General features: G+C 73.0%; 15 protein-coding genes. 3 read left to right on the forward strand and 12 right to left on the reverse strand.

The window, feature by feature from the left end:
* Positions 1-3: 3 nt before the first annotated feature.
* A complete protein-coding gene (locus ACFVHV_RS25545; protein WP_359905407.1) occupies positions 4-678 on the forward strand; it encodes a phosphonatase-like hydrolase in 675 nt (224 codons plus the stop codon).
* Positions 679-724: 46 nt separating this feature from the next.
* Here ACFVHV_RS25545 and ACFVHV_RS25550 read toward each other — a convergent pair whose 3' ends face one another.
* The 11 genes from ACFVHV_RS25550 to ACFVHV_RS25600 all read right to left on the reverse strand — a co-directional run bounded on the left by ACFVHV_RS25550 (position 725) and on the right by ACFVHV_RS25600 (position 9,673).
* Complete coding sequence (locus ACFVHV_RS25550; RefSeq protein ID WP_359905410.1) at positions 725-1,354, reverse strand: hypothetical protein; 630 nt, start codon at positions 1,352-1,354, stop codon at positions 725-727.
* Entirely contained in the window at positions 1,351-2,037 is a 687-nt protein-coding gene (locus tag ACFVHV_RS25555) for a hypothetical protein (RefSeq protein ID WP_359905413.1), read from the reverse strand. Before ACFVHV_RS25555 ends, ACFVHV_RS25550 begins: the two co-directional genes overlap by 4 nt.
* On the reverse strand, positions 2,027-3,355 hold the full coding sequence (locus tag ACFVHV_RS25560) for a WXG100 family type VII secretion target (protein ID WP_380353736.1): 1,329 nt from the start codon (positions 3,353-3,355) through the stop codon (positions 2,027-2,029). The genes ACFVHV_RS25555 and ACFVHV_RS25560 overlap by 11 nt, the downstream gene beginning before the upstream one ends.
* On the reverse strand, positions 3,352-3,648 hold the full coding sequence (locus ACFVHV_RS25565; RefSeq protein ID WP_359905419.1) for a hypothetical protein: 297 nt from the start codon (positions 3,646-3,648) through the stop codon (positions 3,352-3,354). Before ACFVHV_RS25565 ends, ACFVHV_RS25560 begins: the two co-directional genes overlap by 4 nt.
* A 170-nt stretch (positions 3,649-3,818) precedes the next feature.
* Positions 3,819-4,310 (reverse strand): hypothetical protein, encoded by a 492-nt coding sequence (locus ACFVHV_RS25570; RefSeq protein WP_359905421.1) that lies wholly within the window; start codon positions 4,308-4,310, stop codon positions 3,819-3,821.
* 100 nt (positions 4,311-4,410) lie between these two features.
* Positions 4,411-4,734 (reverse strand): multidrug efflux SMR transporter, encoded by a 324-nt coding sequence (locus ACFVHV_RS25575; RefSeq protein WP_359905424.1) that lies wholly within the window; start codon positions 4,732-4,734, stop codon positions 4,411-4,413.
* Position 4,735: 1 nt separating this feature from the next.
* Positions 4,736-5,479, reverse strand: coding sequence for an HAD family hydrolase (locus ACFVHV_RS25580; protein ID WP_380353740.1), 744 nt, complete (start codon positions 5,477-5,479; stop codon positions 4,736-4,738).
* Between the two features lie 60 nt (positions 5,480-5,539).
* Entirely contained in the window at positions 5,540-6,625 is a 1,086-nt protein-coding gene (locus ACFVHV_RS25585; protein WP_359905430.1) for an ABC transporter ATP-binding protein, read from the reverse strand.
* Positions 6,626-6,646: 21 nt separating this feature from the next.
* Positions 6,647-7,492 carry an ABC transporter permease subunit gene (locus ACFVHV_RS25590; RefSeq protein ID WP_359905433.1) on the reverse strand — a complete coding sequence of 282 codons (846 nt, stop codon included), beginning with the start codon at positions 7,490-7,492 and terminating at the stop codon, positions 6,647-6,649.
* The gene (locus ACFVHV_RS25595; protein ID WP_359905435.1) at positions 7,480-8,460 is read right to left on the reverse strand and encodes an ABC transporter permease subunit; all 981 of its coding nucleotides are present in this window, start codon (positions 8,458-8,460) and stop codon (positions 7,480-7,482) included. Before ACFVHV_RS25595 ends, ACFVHV_RS25590 begins: the two co-directional genes overlap by 13 nt.
* Before the next feature lie 43 nt (positions 8,461-8,503).
* Positions 8,504-9,673, reverse strand: a complete 1,170-nt coding sequence (locus tag ACFVHV_RS25600; RefSeq protein WP_359905438.1) for an ABC transporter substrate-binding protein — start codon at positions 9,671-9,673, stop codon at positions 8,504-8,506.
* A 341-nt stretch (positions 9,674-10,014) separates the two neighbouring features.
* On the opposite strand from ACFVHV_RS25600, the gene ACFVHV_RS25605 reads away from it, so the two are divergent.
* Complete coding sequence (locus ACFVHV_RS25605) at positions 10,015-10,845, forward strand: GntR family transcriptional regulator (protein ID WP_359905441.1); 831 nt, start codon at positions 10,015-10,017, stop codon at positions 10,843-10,845.
* Between the two features lie 151 nt (positions 10,846-10,996).
* Here the strand turns inward: ACFVHV_RS25605 and ACFVHV_RS25610 are convergent, their stop codons facing one another.
* Positions 10,997-12,598: a TauD/TfdA family dioxygenase gene (locus tag ACFVHV_RS25610; protein WP_380353745.1), complete on the reverse strand. Its 1,602-nt coding sequence runs from the start codon at positions 12,596-12,598 to the stop codon at positions 10,997-10,999.
* A gap of 258 nt (positions 12,599-12,856) precedes the next feature.
* On the opposite strand from ACFVHV_RS25610, the gene ACFVHV_RS25615 reads away from it, so the two are divergent.
* On the forward strand, positions 12,857-14,494 hold the full coding sequence (locus tag ACFVHV_RS25615; protein ID WP_380353748.1) for an APC family permease: 1,638 nt from the start codon (positions 12,857-12,859) through the stop codon (positions 14,492-14,494).
* Positions 14,495-14,537: the final 43 nt, after the last annotated feature.

Raw genomic sequence — 14,537 nt, forward strand, 5'->3', positions numbered from 1 at the left:
GTTGTGACCACCGATATCCGCCTGGTCGTGCTCGACATGGCCGGCACCACCGTCGCCGACGACGGCCTGGTCGAGCAGGCCTTCACCGCGGCCGCCGCGTCGCTCGGCGTCGAGGCCGGCAGCCCGGAGTTCGACCCGATGCTGGCCCACGTCCGGGCCACCATGGGCGAGTCCAAGATCTCCGTCTTCCGGCACCTGTTCGGCGAGGAGGAGAAGGCCCGGCGGGCCAACGCCGCCTTCGAGGCCGCCTACGACGACCTGGTCGACGCCGGCCACTGCGCCGCCCTGCCCGGCGCCGCCGAGGCCATCGCCGAACTGCGCGGCCGGGGCCGCAAGGTGGTCCTCACCACCGGCTTCTCCCGGACCACCCAGGACCGCATCCTGGACGCCCTGGGCTGGCGGTCCGTCGCCGACCTGACCCTCTGCCCCGCCGAGGCCGGCCGCGGCCGCCCGTACCCCGACCTGGTGCTCACCGCGCTGCTGCGCACCGGCACCGACTCGGTCCACCAGGTCGCGGTCGCCGGCGACACCGGCTACGACATGCTGACCGGCACCCGGGCCGGCGCCGCGGTCGTCGCCGGCGTCCTCACCGGCGCCCACGACGAGGCCCGCCTGCGGGCCGACGGCGCGACCCACGTCCTCGGCTCGATCGCCGAACTGCCCGCCCTGCTGGGCTGATCCGGCACCCCGCCCCGGGCCCGGCCCGGGGCGGTTGCCGGTCGGCTCAGACGGTCGACGGCCCGGGCCGGCGCACCGACCAGAGCACGACGCCGTCGATCAGGACGTTGCAGCCGAGGAACAGCAGCAGGTAGGCGGGGGAGTCGACCTCGCCGGGGAGCTTGGGGGCGACCCGCCCGGCCGGGTCCATCCGGACGGTGACCACGTCGCCGCGCTTGAACAGCGCGTCGCGCTCCTCCAGCGGGCCGCCCGGGACCTCGTCGTTCAGCTCCGTGGCGGCCAGGGTGTACGCCCGCCCGGTGCCGTGGAGCGAGTCGGTGACCTTCTCGTCGACCACCACGGCCCGCACCGTCCGGCCCGAACCCAGGATCAGGTTGGTCCAGGCGGCGGAACCCGCGAGGTACGCGACGAAGGCGACCGCGCAGATGCCCGCGCTCCAGCCGAACATCCTCTTCTGGAACGCGGGGTTGGTGTCGGCGTCGCGGCGCAGGGCGAACGCGATCAGCATCACCAGGGGGTAGCCGAACCCGACCACGGTGGCGAGGAACGAGTTGACGTAGACGTCCAGCGCGATGACGGCGACGAGCACGGCGGTGGAGAGCGCGATGAGCGCCACCGCGCCCCCGAGCCGGCGCGGGCCGCTTCGGGTCTCCTGGGCGGGCGGAGCGACTGTCATCCGAAGGCCTTCCGGACGTTGTCCCACTGGTCGGGCGGCGCGGTGTCGCGGCTCTCGTCCCGGGGCGGGTGGAAGGAGATGCCCCGGTACGCGGCGGCGACCAGCGGCAGCCACTCGTCCCAGTGGTCGACGTCCTCGGTGGTGAAGACGGCGGCGACCACGTACGGGCTCCACGGGTGCGGGATCAGCAGTTCGAGCTGGCGGACCGTGCCGACGGCCGACTCCGGTACGCCGAAGACCGCGCCGGGCACCGGGACGGTCAGCTCGCGGGCGGCCAGGGCGGCGCGGCCGAGCGGCAGGTCCACCACGCCGACGTCGGCGTCCGGCCAGGCCTCGGCCAGCTCCGCGGCGACCCGCGCGGGGTAGCTGCCCGGCGCGCCGAGGTCCTGCGGGCGGAGGAAGACGGAGAGCACGCCGTGGATCGGACCGCCGTCCCCGGCCCGGACCAGACAGCCGGACACGTGGACGGCGCCCTCCCGCAGCTGGGCCTGGAGCGCGGTCTCGGAGGCGATCACGGCGGCGAGCTTCTGCTCGGCCCCGGCGTCGGGGAAGAGCGTGTCCAACTGCTCCGCGGCCCGGGCCATCCGGTCGCCGGGGTCCTCGTCCAGGTCGACGGCGGTGAAGCCCGCGGGCAGGTCGAGCCAGAGCGGCGGGGCGGTGGCCCCCGGGGTCTCAACGGCCATAGCCGGCCGCCCATCCGCCCATGCCGAGCAGGTTGCCGACGGTGGACACGCTGCCGATGATGACGTTGGCCTTGCCGCCGCCGGCCGCCATGCCCGCCGAGCCGATGACGCTGTTGCCGCCGGTGGTGTAGTTGACCGCGCCGGCGAGGTTGTCGCTCGGGTTGTCCTGGGTGAGCGCGTACGCGGTCGGGGCGTTGAGCCCGGCGGTGGTGGCGGCCTGGACGCCGTCGGAGACGTTCATCGCGGTGGCCTTGGAGACGCCGAGCTTGATGGCCGGCTTCTCGATCGCCGTGGTGAAGAGCGGGTTGGCCGGGTCGATCCCCCGGGCGGCGGTCCGGACCTCGGTGGACCCGGCGGAGACCGCGCCGCGCACGCCCGCACCGGCGGCGCGGGCCTCCCGGACGGCGGTCACGCCCTTGGCCGCGACGCCCACGCCGGGAATCGCGCCGAGGACGTCGCCGCCCAGGGTCAGCCAGTTGCCGATGTTCTTCTGCGGCGGCCACAGCTGGCCCTTGGCGGCGTACTGGGTCGCGTGCGCGCCCGCGGCGGCGGCGCTCAGCAGGAGCGCCGGCAGCGCGAAGGCGGGGAAGAAGATCGCCGCGACGCCGCAGACGCCGGCCGCGACGGTCAGCAGGTCCGCGCCGTGGTTCTTGAACCAGTCGCCGACCTTGCTGAGCCAGCCGGGCTCCGGCGGGGCCTTGCTGTCGGCGGCCTTGCGGACGGCCTCGGCCGTCTTCTTCGCGTCCGACTGGTGGGTCCCGGCGAGCTCGTGGGCCTGCTTCTGGAGGCCGGCCAGCTCGTTGGAGGCGCTGGTGAGCAGGCCGGCGGCCGAGTCGAGGTGGCTCTTCGCCGTGTTGTAGCGCTGTTCGGCGGCGGCGAGGCTCGCGTCGTCGGAGTAGTGGCGGCCGGCCAGTTGGAGGTCGGGGGCGGCGGCCGCGGCGCTGTGCGCCCGGTCCGCTTCGTCCTTCTTCTTCTTGGCGGCGACCGCGGAGGCGGCCAACTCGGCCGCCTTGGGCTGGTGTTCGGTCAGCGCCTTGTACCAGACGTCGAGCGCCGTGTAGGCCGCGGTGATCGAGTCGGCGGCGTCCTGGAGGTAGCCGGGGAGCTTGTCGAACTGCTTGGCGAACTGCTTGGCGGCCTCGCCCGTCCACTCGCCCTGGTTGGAGGAGAGCTGGGAGAGCGTGGTGTGCACGCCGGTCAGGTGCTGGCCCACCCGGCGCAGGCCGGCGCTGAGCGCGGTGACGGCGGCGGAGTCGCCGGGGGTGGGGTTGAAGCCGAGGCCGGACCAGTCGGGCGCCGGCGGCGTCGGGGCGCTCACGACTGCCCCGCCGGGGTGAGGACCTTGACGATGCTCTGCTCGGTGCCGTCGTAGTTCTTCTGCACCTGCTCCAGGCCCTCGTCCAGGACCTTGACGCACTCCCGGACCTTCTTCAGGCCGAACTGCCACTTGTCCTTGAAGTGCCCGCAGGCCTCGTCCAGGAAGTCGAAGCCGGTGCCGGTGTGGCCGGCCGCTTCGAAGGCCTTGAGCCCCTGTTCGAGTTCGTCGCCGCAGCCTTTGAGGTCCTGGGCCAGCTTGGCGAGGAATTCTGTACTGACTTTGAAGTCGGACACTTTCGCCCCCCGATGCGTCGTTTGTCGGACCGGGCGAGCATAGCCCCGACCAGTGCGCCGATGATCGCCCGCGCCGGGGTCCGGGGGAGGATGTTTGCGGGACCTTTACGGGCCGTCGACGCCTTCTTGACGTCGGCGGCCCGGCCCGGTGGGACGTGCGAGGGTCGGTCTCAGCGGCGCCAGAAGCCGCGCTTCTTCGGGGTGACGAGCTGCACCACGGCCGTGACGAACAGTTCGGCGACGGGCGAGGGCCCCGGGCCGTGGTTGAGGTGGCTCTCGGCGGTCCACTCGCCGAGGACGGTGCCGGGGCTGCCGTCGAAGGGGCTGAACGCGTGCTCCAGGGTCACGTAGCGCACCGACCTGGCGCCCTGGGGCTGGACGGCGGCGACGAAGTGGGCCTCGGTGGCGCCGACCGCGGTGGGCAGGGTGACCAGCAGCATGTGGTGGCCGTCGACCGACAGGTGGCGGCAGTCGAGGCCGTGGTGGGGCAGGCGGTCCTCGGGCGGCAGGGCGGCGCCGAGGTCGTCCCAGATCTGGGTGACGACGGGCAGCAGGCTGCCGCCGTCCGGGGTCGGGGTGGCCACGCGCGGGCCGAACTCCAGTACCTGGCGGGCGAGTTCGCGGTGGACGAAGCGGTAGTGATGGGGTCGGGGGTCCGTCATGGGGGACACCGTAGCGAAGGCTTCGGGGCGGGAGGCCGGCACGTCCGACGTCCCGCCCCGACAGGGTGGTTGACCAGCGTATTCGGAAATTGACGGAGCGTCAGGAGTGTCCGCCCTTGAGGTTGAGCACGACCACCCCGACGATCACCAGCGCTATGCCCAGCCACTGGAGCCGCCCGAGCGACTCGCCGAAGGCGACCACGCCGATCCCGGCGACCGCCGCGGTGCCGGCCCCGGACCAGACCGCGTAGGCGACCGAGACCGGTATGTGCTTGAGCGCGCGGCCGAGCAGCACGAAGGAGAGCGCGTAGCCGATGCCGACGCCGAGGCTCGGCCAGAGCCGGGTGAACCCCTCGGTGAGCTTGAGGCAGCTGGTGGCGCAGACCTCGCTGACGATGGCGAGGGCGAGCAGAAGATAGGGCATGTCAGGGTCGAACCGCGCCGGGACCGGCGAGCTTCCCGAGCAGGGCGAGGTCGGCCTGCTCCAGGCTGGCGAGCAGGGTGATCCGCTCGCCCCGGGGCATCGGCACCGCGGTGGACGGCACGGCGAGCACGGCGCAGCCGGCCGCGGTGGCGGAGGCGACCCCGGTCGGGGTGTCCTCGACGGCGAGGCAGGCCGCCGGGTCCAGGCCGAGCCGCTCGGCGGCGGCGAGGTACGGGTCGGGCGCGGGCTTGGTGCGCTCGGTGTCCTCGGCGGCCAGGGTGACGGCGAACCAGTCCCGGCCGATGGCGGACAGCACCAGGTCCACCACCCGGCGCGGGGAGGCGGAGACCAGCGCGGTGGGCACCCGGGCGTCGCGCAGCGAGGCCAGCAGGGCCAGCGCGCCGGGGCGCGGAACCGTCTCGGCGGCGACCTTGCCGGCGAAGGACTCGCCGAGCCGGGCGGCGAGTTCGGCCTCGCCGAGCGTGGTGCCGCTGACCCTGTGCAGGTGGGCGGCGGTGTGCTCGATGGCCTGGCCGAGCACCTCGGGGGCGTCCTGGTCGGTGAGCGGGCGGTTCAGTTCCTCGGCGAGTTCGGCGGCGGCCTGCCACCACAGCTGCTCGGTGTCCACCAGGGTGCCGTCCATGTCGAAGAGGACGGCGGCGGGCAGGACGGCGGCGGGCAGCGCGGCGGCGGGCGGGGCGGAGTTCTCGGGCAGGACGGAGTCGGGCAGGGCGGAGTCAGGCATGGCGGTACCTTCGGTGGTTCTTCGGTGCCCCGGTGGACGGAGCAGGGAGGTACGAGGTTCTCAGGCGGTGCGGCGGTCCACCAGCACCGGGCGCTCCGGCAGGGTGAGCGCGGCCCGGGCGCCGGCCGGAAGGGCGGCGGCGGCCTCGGTGGGCAGGTCGGCCTTGACCTCGGTGCCGTCGTCCAGGCGGACGGTGAGCCGGGTGACGGCGCCCAGGAAGGAGGCGGTGACCACCAGCGCGGGGCCGTCCTCGGCCGGGGTCAGGGTGACGTTCTCCGGGCGGACCAGCACCTGGAGCTCGCCGTCGGCCGGGATCGCGCCGTCCACCGCGTGCCGGCGGCCGAGCACCTCGACGCCGTCCGAGGTGCGGGTGCACGGGATGCGGCTCATGGTGCCGACGAACTCGGCGACGAAGGCGGTGGCCGGCCGGCTGTACAGCTCGGACGGGACGGCGCACTGCTCCAGCCTGCCGGCCCGCAGCACCGCGACCCGGTCGGCCATCGACAGCGCCTCCTCCTGGTCGTGGGTGACGAACAGGGTGGTGATGCCCAGCTCCTGCTGGAGGCGGCGGATCTCGTCGCGCAGTTGGAGGCGGACCTTGGCGTCCAGCGCGGACAGCGGCTCGTCCAGCAGCAGGACGCGCGGCTGGAGGGCGAGCGCGCGGGCGAGCGCGATGCGCTGCTGCTGGCCGCCGGACATCTGGTGCGGGTAGTGGTCGGCGCGGTGCGGCAGGCCGACCAGCTCCAGCAGCTCCTGGGCCCGCTTGCGGCGCTCGGCCTTGCCGGTGCCGCGCATCCGCAGCCCGAAGGCGACGTTGTCCAGGGCGGTCAGGTGCGGGAAGAGGCTGTACGACTGGAACACCATGCCCGCGTCGCGCTTGTGCGCGGGGATCGCGGTGATGTCCCGGCCGTCGACCAGCACCTCGCCGGAGTCGTGCTGCTCGAAGCCGGCCAGGATGCGCAGCGCGGTGGTCTTGCCGCAGCCGGACGGGCCGAGCAGGGCGATCAGCTCGCCCGGGTGGACGGTCAGGTCCAGGCCGTCGAGGGCGGTGGTGGTGCCGAACGCGCGGCGCAGGGAGCGGAATTCGACGGTGGCGCTGCCGGGGGAGAGCGAGACGCCGTTGGCGATGGCGGTGGCCGTGGTCATGACTGGTGACTCCGGGGGGTTTCAGGAGGTGGCGGTCTTGGCGCGGCGCTCGCGCCCGGCGGTGGCCAGCAGGAGCAGCAGCAGCCAGGTGAGCAGCAGGCTCAGGATGGAGACCGCGACCGACATGTGGGCCTGGCTGTTGCCGACCGAGTAGATCCAGACCGGGAAGGGCTGGAAGCCGAGGATCGAGGCGGTGGTGAACTCGCCGAGGACCAGGGCCAGGGTGAGGAAGGAGGCGTTCAGCAGGGCCCCGCGCAGGTTGGGCAGGACCACGGTGAACACCGCGCGCGGCCAGCTCGCGCCGCAGTTGCGGGCGGCCTCGACCAGGGTGCGCACGTCCATCGAGCGCAGGCCGGCGTCCAGGGCGCGGTAGGCGAGCGGCAGGGCCATCAGCACGTAGGCGATGACCAGCACCAGCGGGAAGTCCGGGTCCTGGACGAACACGAAGGTCTGGAAGAACGGGGTGTCCATCAGGTAGTCCGGGCCCCAGCGCAGCACGCCGATGAGGCCGGCGGTCAGGGCGACCGGCGGGACGACCAGCGGCAGGGTGCAGAGCACGTCGATGACCGGGCGCAGCTTCGGCGAGCCGAGCCGGACGGCGATCAGCGCCGGGACGAGCAGGAGCAGCAGCACCACGACGGTGACCACGGCGAGGCCGAGGGTCAGCCAGAGGCTGTCCAGGAAGCCGGGGGCGGAGAGCAGTCCGGTGTAGGCGGAGAAGGAGATGCCCTTGGGCTCGTCGATCGAGAACCAGAAGGAGGCCGCGAGCGGGACGACGAAGTAGACGCCGGCGAGCAGCAGCACGGCACCGCGCCACCAGCGCACGTCGCGTCGGCCGGGGCGGGCGGGGGTGGTCAGCTGAGCCATCGGGCGCTCCGGCGCTGGAGGGGGAGGTACACGGCCATCACCAGGACGGCCACGACGATCATGTTGAGGCTGAGGGCGAGGGCGAGGTTGCCCTGGCCGACCAGCACGTTGCCGGAGAGCGCGTCCGCGATCGAGCGGCTGACCAGCGGGACGGTCGCGCCGACCATGGCGGCGGCCGTCGCGTAGGCGGCGAAGGCGCTGCCGAAGAGCAGCACGAAGCCGCCGAGCAGGGAGGGCAGCAGGATCGGCAGGGCGACGTGGAGCCAGTACTGGACGGTGGTGGCCCGGTTGTTCTGGGCCGCCTCGCGCCACTGGGTCCGCAGGCCGTCCAGGGCCGGGGTGATGGTGAGCACCATCAGCGGGACGAGGAAGTACAGGTAGACGACCGTCAGGCCGGTGAAGGAGTACAGCGACCAGCCGTGGTCGGTGAGGTGCAGCAGCCTGGTGATCTCACCGGCGTTGCCGAGGGTGGCGACGAACGCGAAGGCGAGCGGCAGGCCGCCGAAGTTGGCGAGCACGCCGGAGGCGGTGAGCACCGCCTGGCGCAGCCAGCCGCGCCGGGAGGTGACGACGGCCTGGGCGAGCGGTACGCCGAGCACGGTGGCGAGCAGCGCGGTCAGCGCGGAGAGCTTGAGGCTGCTCAGCATGGCCGTCCGGTAGCCGCCCTGGACGGAGGCCGTCAGGTTGTCGAAGGTGAACTGCCCGGCGCCGCTCTCCGCGTCGCTGGAGGTGGTGAACGCGCCGATCACGATGGCGACGCAGGGAAGTCCGAAGCCGATCAGGAAGAACAGCAGCAGCGGCACGGTGGCCAGCCAGGAGGCGCCGCCGAGGCGGGCGAGCGGCCGGCGCCGCGGGGCGGGGGCGGTGCTCGTGGGGGAGGTGGTCGTGGCGGTGGCGGACGCCCCCGCGCCGCCACCGGGGGAGGTGGCGGCGGGGGTGGTCGGCACCGGGGTGGGAGCCGTGGTCATGAGTGCCTTTTCTCAGCCCGAAGTGCGGTACGTGGCCGGGGTGTCAGCCGGCGACGGCCTTGGTCCAGTTCTCGGTGACGACCTTCTTGGCCGCGTTGATCTGGTCGACGGTCGGGAAGGTGGTGAACGGCTTCTCGACGGCCGGCAGCTTGGCGGCGGCGGTGGCGTCCAGGGTGCCGTCCTTCTTCAGGGCCTCGAAGGTGGACGGGGTGGCGTAGCCGCCGAGGAAGAGGTTCTGGCCCTCGGTGCTGAACAGGTACTCCTGCCACAGGCGGGCGGCCGCCGGGTGCGGGGCCCACTTGTTGACGGCCTGGTTGTAGAACTGGGCGTAGGAGCCGTCGGTCGGGATGGAGACCTTCCAGTCGACGCCCTTGTCCTTGAACTCGTCGGTGTAACCGGCGTTCAGGTAGGACCAGTCGATCGAGATCGGAGTCTCGCCCTTCTCGATGGTGGCCGGGGTCGACTCGACCGGGTTGAAGTTGCCGGACTGCTTCAGCTTGCCGAAGAAGTCGATGCCGGGCTGGACGTTGTCCAGCGAACCGCCGTTGGCGAGCGCGGCCGCGTAGACGCCGCCGAAGGCGGAGCCGGACTTGGTCGGGTTGCCGTTGAGGGCGACCTGGCCCTTGTACTCGGGCTTGAGCAGGTCGGCGAAGGTCTTCGGGCAGTTGGCGATCTTCTTGGCGTCGCAGCCGATGGAGACGTAGCCGCCGTAGTCGTTGACGGCGGCGCCGTTCGCGTCCTTCATGGTGTCCGGCACCTTGTCGAAGGTGGCGACCTTGTAGGGGGCGAGGATGCCGTCCTTGACCGCCTGGAGGGCGAAGGCGCTGCCCAGGTCGACCACGTCGGGGGCGCGGTCCTGGCCCTTGCGGGAGTTGACCGCGTTGATCTCGTCCTGGCTGGAGCCGTCCGGGTTCTCCTCCTCGACCTCGATGCCGTACTTGGCCTTGAAGCCGTCGATGATCTTGCCGTAGTTCGCCCAGTCCCGGGGCAGCGTGATGACGTGCAGCTTGCCCTCCTTCTTGGCCGCGGCGATCAGGCCGTCCATGCCGCCGAAGTCGGCGGCCGAGGTGGCCGTCTTGGCGTCCTTGGCGCCGTCCTTGGCGGCGTCGCCGGACTTGGCGCTCGAACCGGCGGAGCCGCAGGCGGTGAGGGAGAGCGCGGCGGCGGTCAGTACGGCCGCGAAGGCGGCGGCGCGGGCGCGGTGCACGGTCACGGGGAAGTCTCCTGTTAAGGGGGCGTACTGCGAGGGGCGTTCGCGGGGGGTTCCGCGGGCCTGCGTCTCGCGAAGGGCGGCGGACCGGCCGGGTGAGCGATCGATCGACGTCGTCCGAGTTGACTAGCCAACTTCGCTGACAGCAGTAAGTACGCCGGAGGCCGGTGACGGGAAGGTGAACGGACGGCCCAGAACCGGGGTCGGCTGCGGGAACGGTGGAATCCGGCCATCGGAGCGTGAACCGTTCGGTGCGATGCTTCGAAGGCGCAGCGGGATAAGGTCGGGCTGTCCGCGCCGGTACGGCTGCGCAGGACACCGCCCCAGGAGGGACATTGACTGACGTGGCAACTGAGCCCCAGCGCCCCGGGGCCGAGGGGCGCCCGGCCGCCGGGGACCACTCGGCCGCCGCGGAGCCCGCGGCCGAGCGCCCCGGCGCGCTGTACCGGAAGGTCGCCGCCGACCTGCGCGAGGCGATCACCACCGGCGCCTACGGCGAGGCCGGCCGGCTGCCCGCCGAGGGCGCGCTGGCCGAGCAGTACGGCGTCTCCCGCGGCACCGTCCGCCAGGCCCTCGCGGTGCTGCGCTCCGACGGACTGGTCACCTCCCGGCGCGGCACCCGCCGGGTGGTCCTCGGCGGCGCCCGGGTGCAGAGCTTCTCCGAACTCCTCAGCTTCACGCACTGGGCGTACTCGATGGGCGAGGAGCCCGGCGGCATCCTGGACTCGCTGGTGCGCCGCCCGGCCGACGCGGCCGAGCGCGAGCAACTGCGCCTGGAGCCGGGCGCCGAGGTGTACGTCATCGTCCGGCTGCGGACGCTGTCCGGCACGCCGGTGATGGTCGAGCGCACCGTGTACCCGCCGCGGGTCGGCGAGATCGTCGCCGAGCTGCCGCCGGACGTGGTCTCGCACACCGAAGTGCTGCGCGAGCACGGCATCCTGTTCACCGACGCCGACCACACCATCGACGTCGTCCCGGCCAACGCCGAGGACGCCCGGCTGCTCGGCTGCCGCCGGGGCGGTCCGCTGCTGCGCGAGCGGCGGCGCACGACCGACCCGACGGGCACGCCGGTGGAGTGGTCCCAGGACCGCTACCTGCCCGGGACGGTGGCGTTCAGCGTGCACAACTCCCTGGCCACCTCGGCGCTTTCGCGGCACGCGCGGGAGCTGGACTGAGCCCCTCGCGCGTGCCGCCCGGGTGCCCCCGGCGCGGGGGCGTCACCGTGCGGGCGTCCTGACGGCGTGAGCAGTGAGCGCCCGCACGGCGTGAGTGCCCGCACGGCGTGAGCGCCCTCAGCACGTGAGCGCCCTCAGCGCGTGAGCGTCCTCACCGCATGAGGGCGGCGAGCAGCGGGCGGTAGTGCTCGAAGCCGGGCGTCGGGGCGCCCGCCACCTTCGCCCGCTCGTCCCAGCGCCGCACCGCCACCGCGTCCCGCGCGCCCGGGAGTTCGGCGAAGGCGGCGGCCCGGCGCTCGTCCATCGGGCCGCCCTGGACGCCCAGCGTGTACTCGGAGGCCGCGGAGAGCCGCTCCCGGTACCCGGGCTCGACCGCGCACAGGTAGCGCTTGGCGGCCACGTGCAGCCGGACCGGCTCGGTGACCTCCGGGCCGAACCAGCGGGCCAGCCAGTCGGCCCCGGAGTCGCTGTGGCGATTGTCCTGACCCTTCATCAGATCCCTTCCGTGCGCGGATCCCTGGCCGTGCTCGTCGAAGAAGTGGCCGACGTCGTGCAGCAGCGCGGCGGCGACCAGGTGCGCCGGCGCCCCGGCGGCCTCGGCGGCGGCGGCGGCGGCCTGGAGCATGTGCTCGGCCATGGTGACCTCCTCGCCCAGGTACTCCCCGGCGCCCTCGCCCGCGAACAGGGCGGCGATCGCGTCCAGCGCGGCGGCACGGCGGCGCAGCACCGCGAGGGTGCTGTGCAGGGAGTCGAGGTCGGCGTAGCAGCCCTGGAGGTGGCGGTGGCCGTCCTGCCGGAAGGCCGTCCGGGCGTGCATCAGGCGGGTGTTGTCGAAGATCAGGCAGTCGCCGGGGCCGAGGCGGAAGGTGAGCCGGAGCCCGGGGCGCAGGGTGATCGCGGCGAAGCGCCGGTAGGCGGCGTAGAAGGCGTTCAGGCCGTTCGGGGCGCCGGCCCGGACGGTGCCGATCGAGCGGTTGTTGAACCTGACCTCGCGGATCCGGCCCAGCGGGTCCACGTCGATCAGCGGGCGGTCGGCGCGCAGTTCGGTGCCCCGGTCGCGGAAGACGAACGGGACGGGCGTACGGGTGAGGACCTCGAACGCGGCCGGCGCCTCCTCCCGGAGGAGCGCCGCGGCCTTGAACCCGTCCACCAGCCCGGAGTCGCCGCCGGTCGCCGAGTTCTCCAGGCAGTGCAGCAGCTGGAGGGTCGGCACCGGGTCCCGGTACGGGTTGTCGGTGTGCGGGGCGATGGCGACGCTGGTGAAGGCGAGGTTGTTCGGGTCCGGCTCGACCCGGACGTCGAACAGCTCCCCGTAGTTGGTGACCCGTACGTGGCCGAAGCTCTCCGCCACCCGCAGCACCTGCCGCTCGACGGCCGGTACCCCGCGCAGCACGGCGAAGCCGTCGTCCCGTACGGCGGCCAGCACCGCGGCCCGCTCGGCCGGGTCGGCCAGGTAGGCCTCCCACCGCGCCTGCGGGAGGCCGGACGCGAAGTCCGCCGCCGTCCAGAGCCGCTTGCCCCGCTCGGTGCGCCCGTCGCCCTCGTCGGCCCGGTCGAGCCACTCCAGCGGGTAGCGGGAGCGGTGGCCGTCCGACCAGCGCACCTCCAGGTGTCCGTCGGCCTCCGCGCTCCCGGCGACCGCCAGGTCCTCGGGCAGGTCGTCGATCTGGAACAGCTTCTGTCCGTTGCGCGGGTCCCGGCACTCGGCGCACGGGCAGTTGTCGCGCAGCCAGTACGGCGGCAGTTCGGTCATCGGTCTTCTCCTCGGCGGCACTACGGCTGTCGTATGGGCTGAAGTTGTATAGCCAACTTCAAGCACTGTCCGGGAGCCTGCCTGCCGCCGGTGAGTTCCACGTGCCGGGCGGGTGAACGCTTCGGAAACTGTGCCGGCGGGCGGTTCCCGCGGGCTGTTCGGGTGAGGGGCGCGGAGTGCGGGGCGTTTCGGGGAGGGGAGGCGCCCGGGCTGGGGCACTGTCGGAGGAATTCCTCCTGCTTCGAGAGGCGATCGGCCATGGCCCATTCCTCATCCAATCCGCCCGGCTCGGGGCACACCGGGCTGCGGCGCGAGGTCGGCGTCATCGGACTGCTCTGGGCCTCGGTCGGGGCGATCATCGGCTCCGGCTGGCTCTTCGGGGCGCAGAAGGCGGCGGTGGCCGCCGGGCCGGCGGCGCTGCTGTCCTGGGGCATCGGCGCGGTGGCGATCATCCTGCTGGCGCTGGTCCACGCCGAGCTGGGCGGGCTGTTCCCGGTGGCGGGCGGGACGGCGCGCTACCCGCACTACGCCTTCGGCGGGTTCGCCGGGATGTCCTTCGGCTGGTTCACCTGGCTGCAGGCCGCGACCATCGCGCCGATCGAGGTGCAGGCGATGATCAACTACGCCCAGCACTGGAGCTGGGCGGACGGCCTGCTGAACAAGAACCTGACCCTGACCGGCTGGGGATTCGTCGTCGCGGCCGCCCTGCTCGGAGTCTTCGTCGCGGTCAACTTCCTCGGCGTGCGGCTGCTCGCCCACACCAACAGCGCGGCCACCGTGTGGAAGGTCGCCATCCCGGTGCTGACCATCTTCGCGCTCGGCCTCACCGAGTTCCACGGCTCCAACTTCGACGTGCACGGCTTCGCGCCGGACGGCGCCAAGGGCGTGCTCACCGCGATCAGCAGCAGCGGGGTGATCTTCGCGCTGCTCGGCTTCGAACAGGCCATCCAGTGGGCCGGGGAGAGCCGCAACCCGCGCCGGGACATCCCCCGCGCGGTGCTCGGCTCGGTGGTGGTCGGCACCATCGTCTACGTGATGCTCCAGGTGGTGTTCATCGGCGCACTGCCGCCGGAGACCTTCGCCCAGGGCTGGAGCACCCTCGACTACCCCGGGATCAGCGGACCGTTCGCCGGCCTGGCGACCCTGATCGGCCTGGGCTGGCTGGCCACCGTGCTGTTCATCGACGCGGTCATCTCGCCGGCCGGCACCGGACTGGTCTACATCACCTCCAGCTCCCGGGTCACCTACGGCCTGAGCCGCAACGGCTACGCACCGCAGGTGCTGCAGTCCACCGACAAGCGCGCGGTGCCCTGGCTGGGCCTGCTCATCGCCTGGGTGGCCGGGGTGATCTGCTTCCTGCCCTTCCCGAGCTGGCAGCGGCTGGTCGGCTTCATCACCTCGGCGGTGGTGCTGATGTACGCGGGCGCCCCGCTGGCCTTCGGGGTGCTGCGCAAGCGGCTGCCGAAGATGGAGCGCTCGTACCACCTGCCCGGCGGCTCGGTGATCTCGCCGCTGGCCTTCGTGGTGGCGAGCCTGGTCATCTACTGGTCCGGCTGGGACACCCTGTGGCGCCTGGGCCTGGCGATCGTGATCGGCTACGCGCTGCTCGGCGGGTACTCCTGGTACGCGCGCTCCAAGGGGCTGCCGAACGCGCCTCGGATGGACTTCCGGGCCGGGCAGTGGCTGCCGGTCTACCTGCTCGGCATGGGCCTGACCTCCTGGCAGGGCACCTTCGGCGCGGGCGCCAAGGGGAACCTGCCGCTGTGGTGGGACATCGTGGTCGTGGTGGTGTTCTCGCTGGTCGTCTACTACTGGGCGCTGGCGATCGCGCTGCCGACGGAGGAGATCGAGCGGAACATCCGCGGCGTCGAGGTGGTGGACGTCAACGGGCACTGAGCCCGGGCACGGCCGCGGCCCCCGCAGGACGTCCTGCGGGGGC

This window comes from Kitasatospora sp. NPDC127116 (assembly GCF_042677365.1).
Taxonomy (GTDB): domain Bacteria; phylum Actinomycetota; class Actinomycetes; order Streptomycetales; family Streptomycetaceae; genus Kitasatospora; species Kitasatospora lactacystinica.

Coding starts and splice junctions, on each gene's coding strand:
- ACFVHV_RS25550 (WP_359905410.1), bottom strand. CDS start 1,354: ATGACAGTCGCTCCGCCCGCCCAGGAGACCCGAAGCGGCCCGCGCCGG.
- ACFVHV_RS25555 (WP_359905413.1), bottom strand. CDS start 2,037: ATGGCCGTTGAGACCCCGGGGGCCACCGCCCCGCCGCTCTGGCTCGAC.
- ACFVHV_RS25570 (WP_359905421.1), bottom strand. CDS start 4,310: ATGACGGACCCCCGACCCCATCACTACCGCTTCGTCCACCGCGAACTC.
- ACFVHV_RS25575 (WP_359905424.1), bottom strand. CDS start 4,734: ATGCCCTATCTTCTGCTCGCCCTCGCCATCGTCAGCGAGGTCTGCGCC.
- ACFVHV_RS25580 (WP_380353740.1), bottom strand. CDS start 5,479: ATGCCTGACTCCGCCCTGCCCGACTCCGTCCTGCCCGAGAACTCCGCC.
- ACFVHV_RS25585 (WP_359905430.1), bottom strand. CDS start 6,625: ATGACCACGGCCACCGCCATCGCCAACGGCGTCTCGCTCTCCCCCGGC.
- ACFVHV_RS25590 (WP_359905433.1), bottom strand. CDS start 7,492: ATGGCTCAGCTGACCACCCCCGCCCGCCCCGGCCGACGCGACGTGCGC.
- ACFVHV_RS25595 (WP_359905435.1), bottom strand. CDS start 8,460: ATGACCACGGCTCCCACCCCGGTGCCGACCACCCCCGCCGCCACCTCC.
- ACFVHV_RS25610 (WP_380353745.1), bottom strand. CDS start 12,598: ATGACCGAACTGCCGCCGTACTGGCTGCGCGACAACTGCCCGTGCGCC.
- ACFVHV_RS25615 (WP_380353748.1), top strand. CDS start 12,857: ATGGCCCATTCCTCATCCAATCCGCCCGGCTCGGGGCACACCGGGCTG.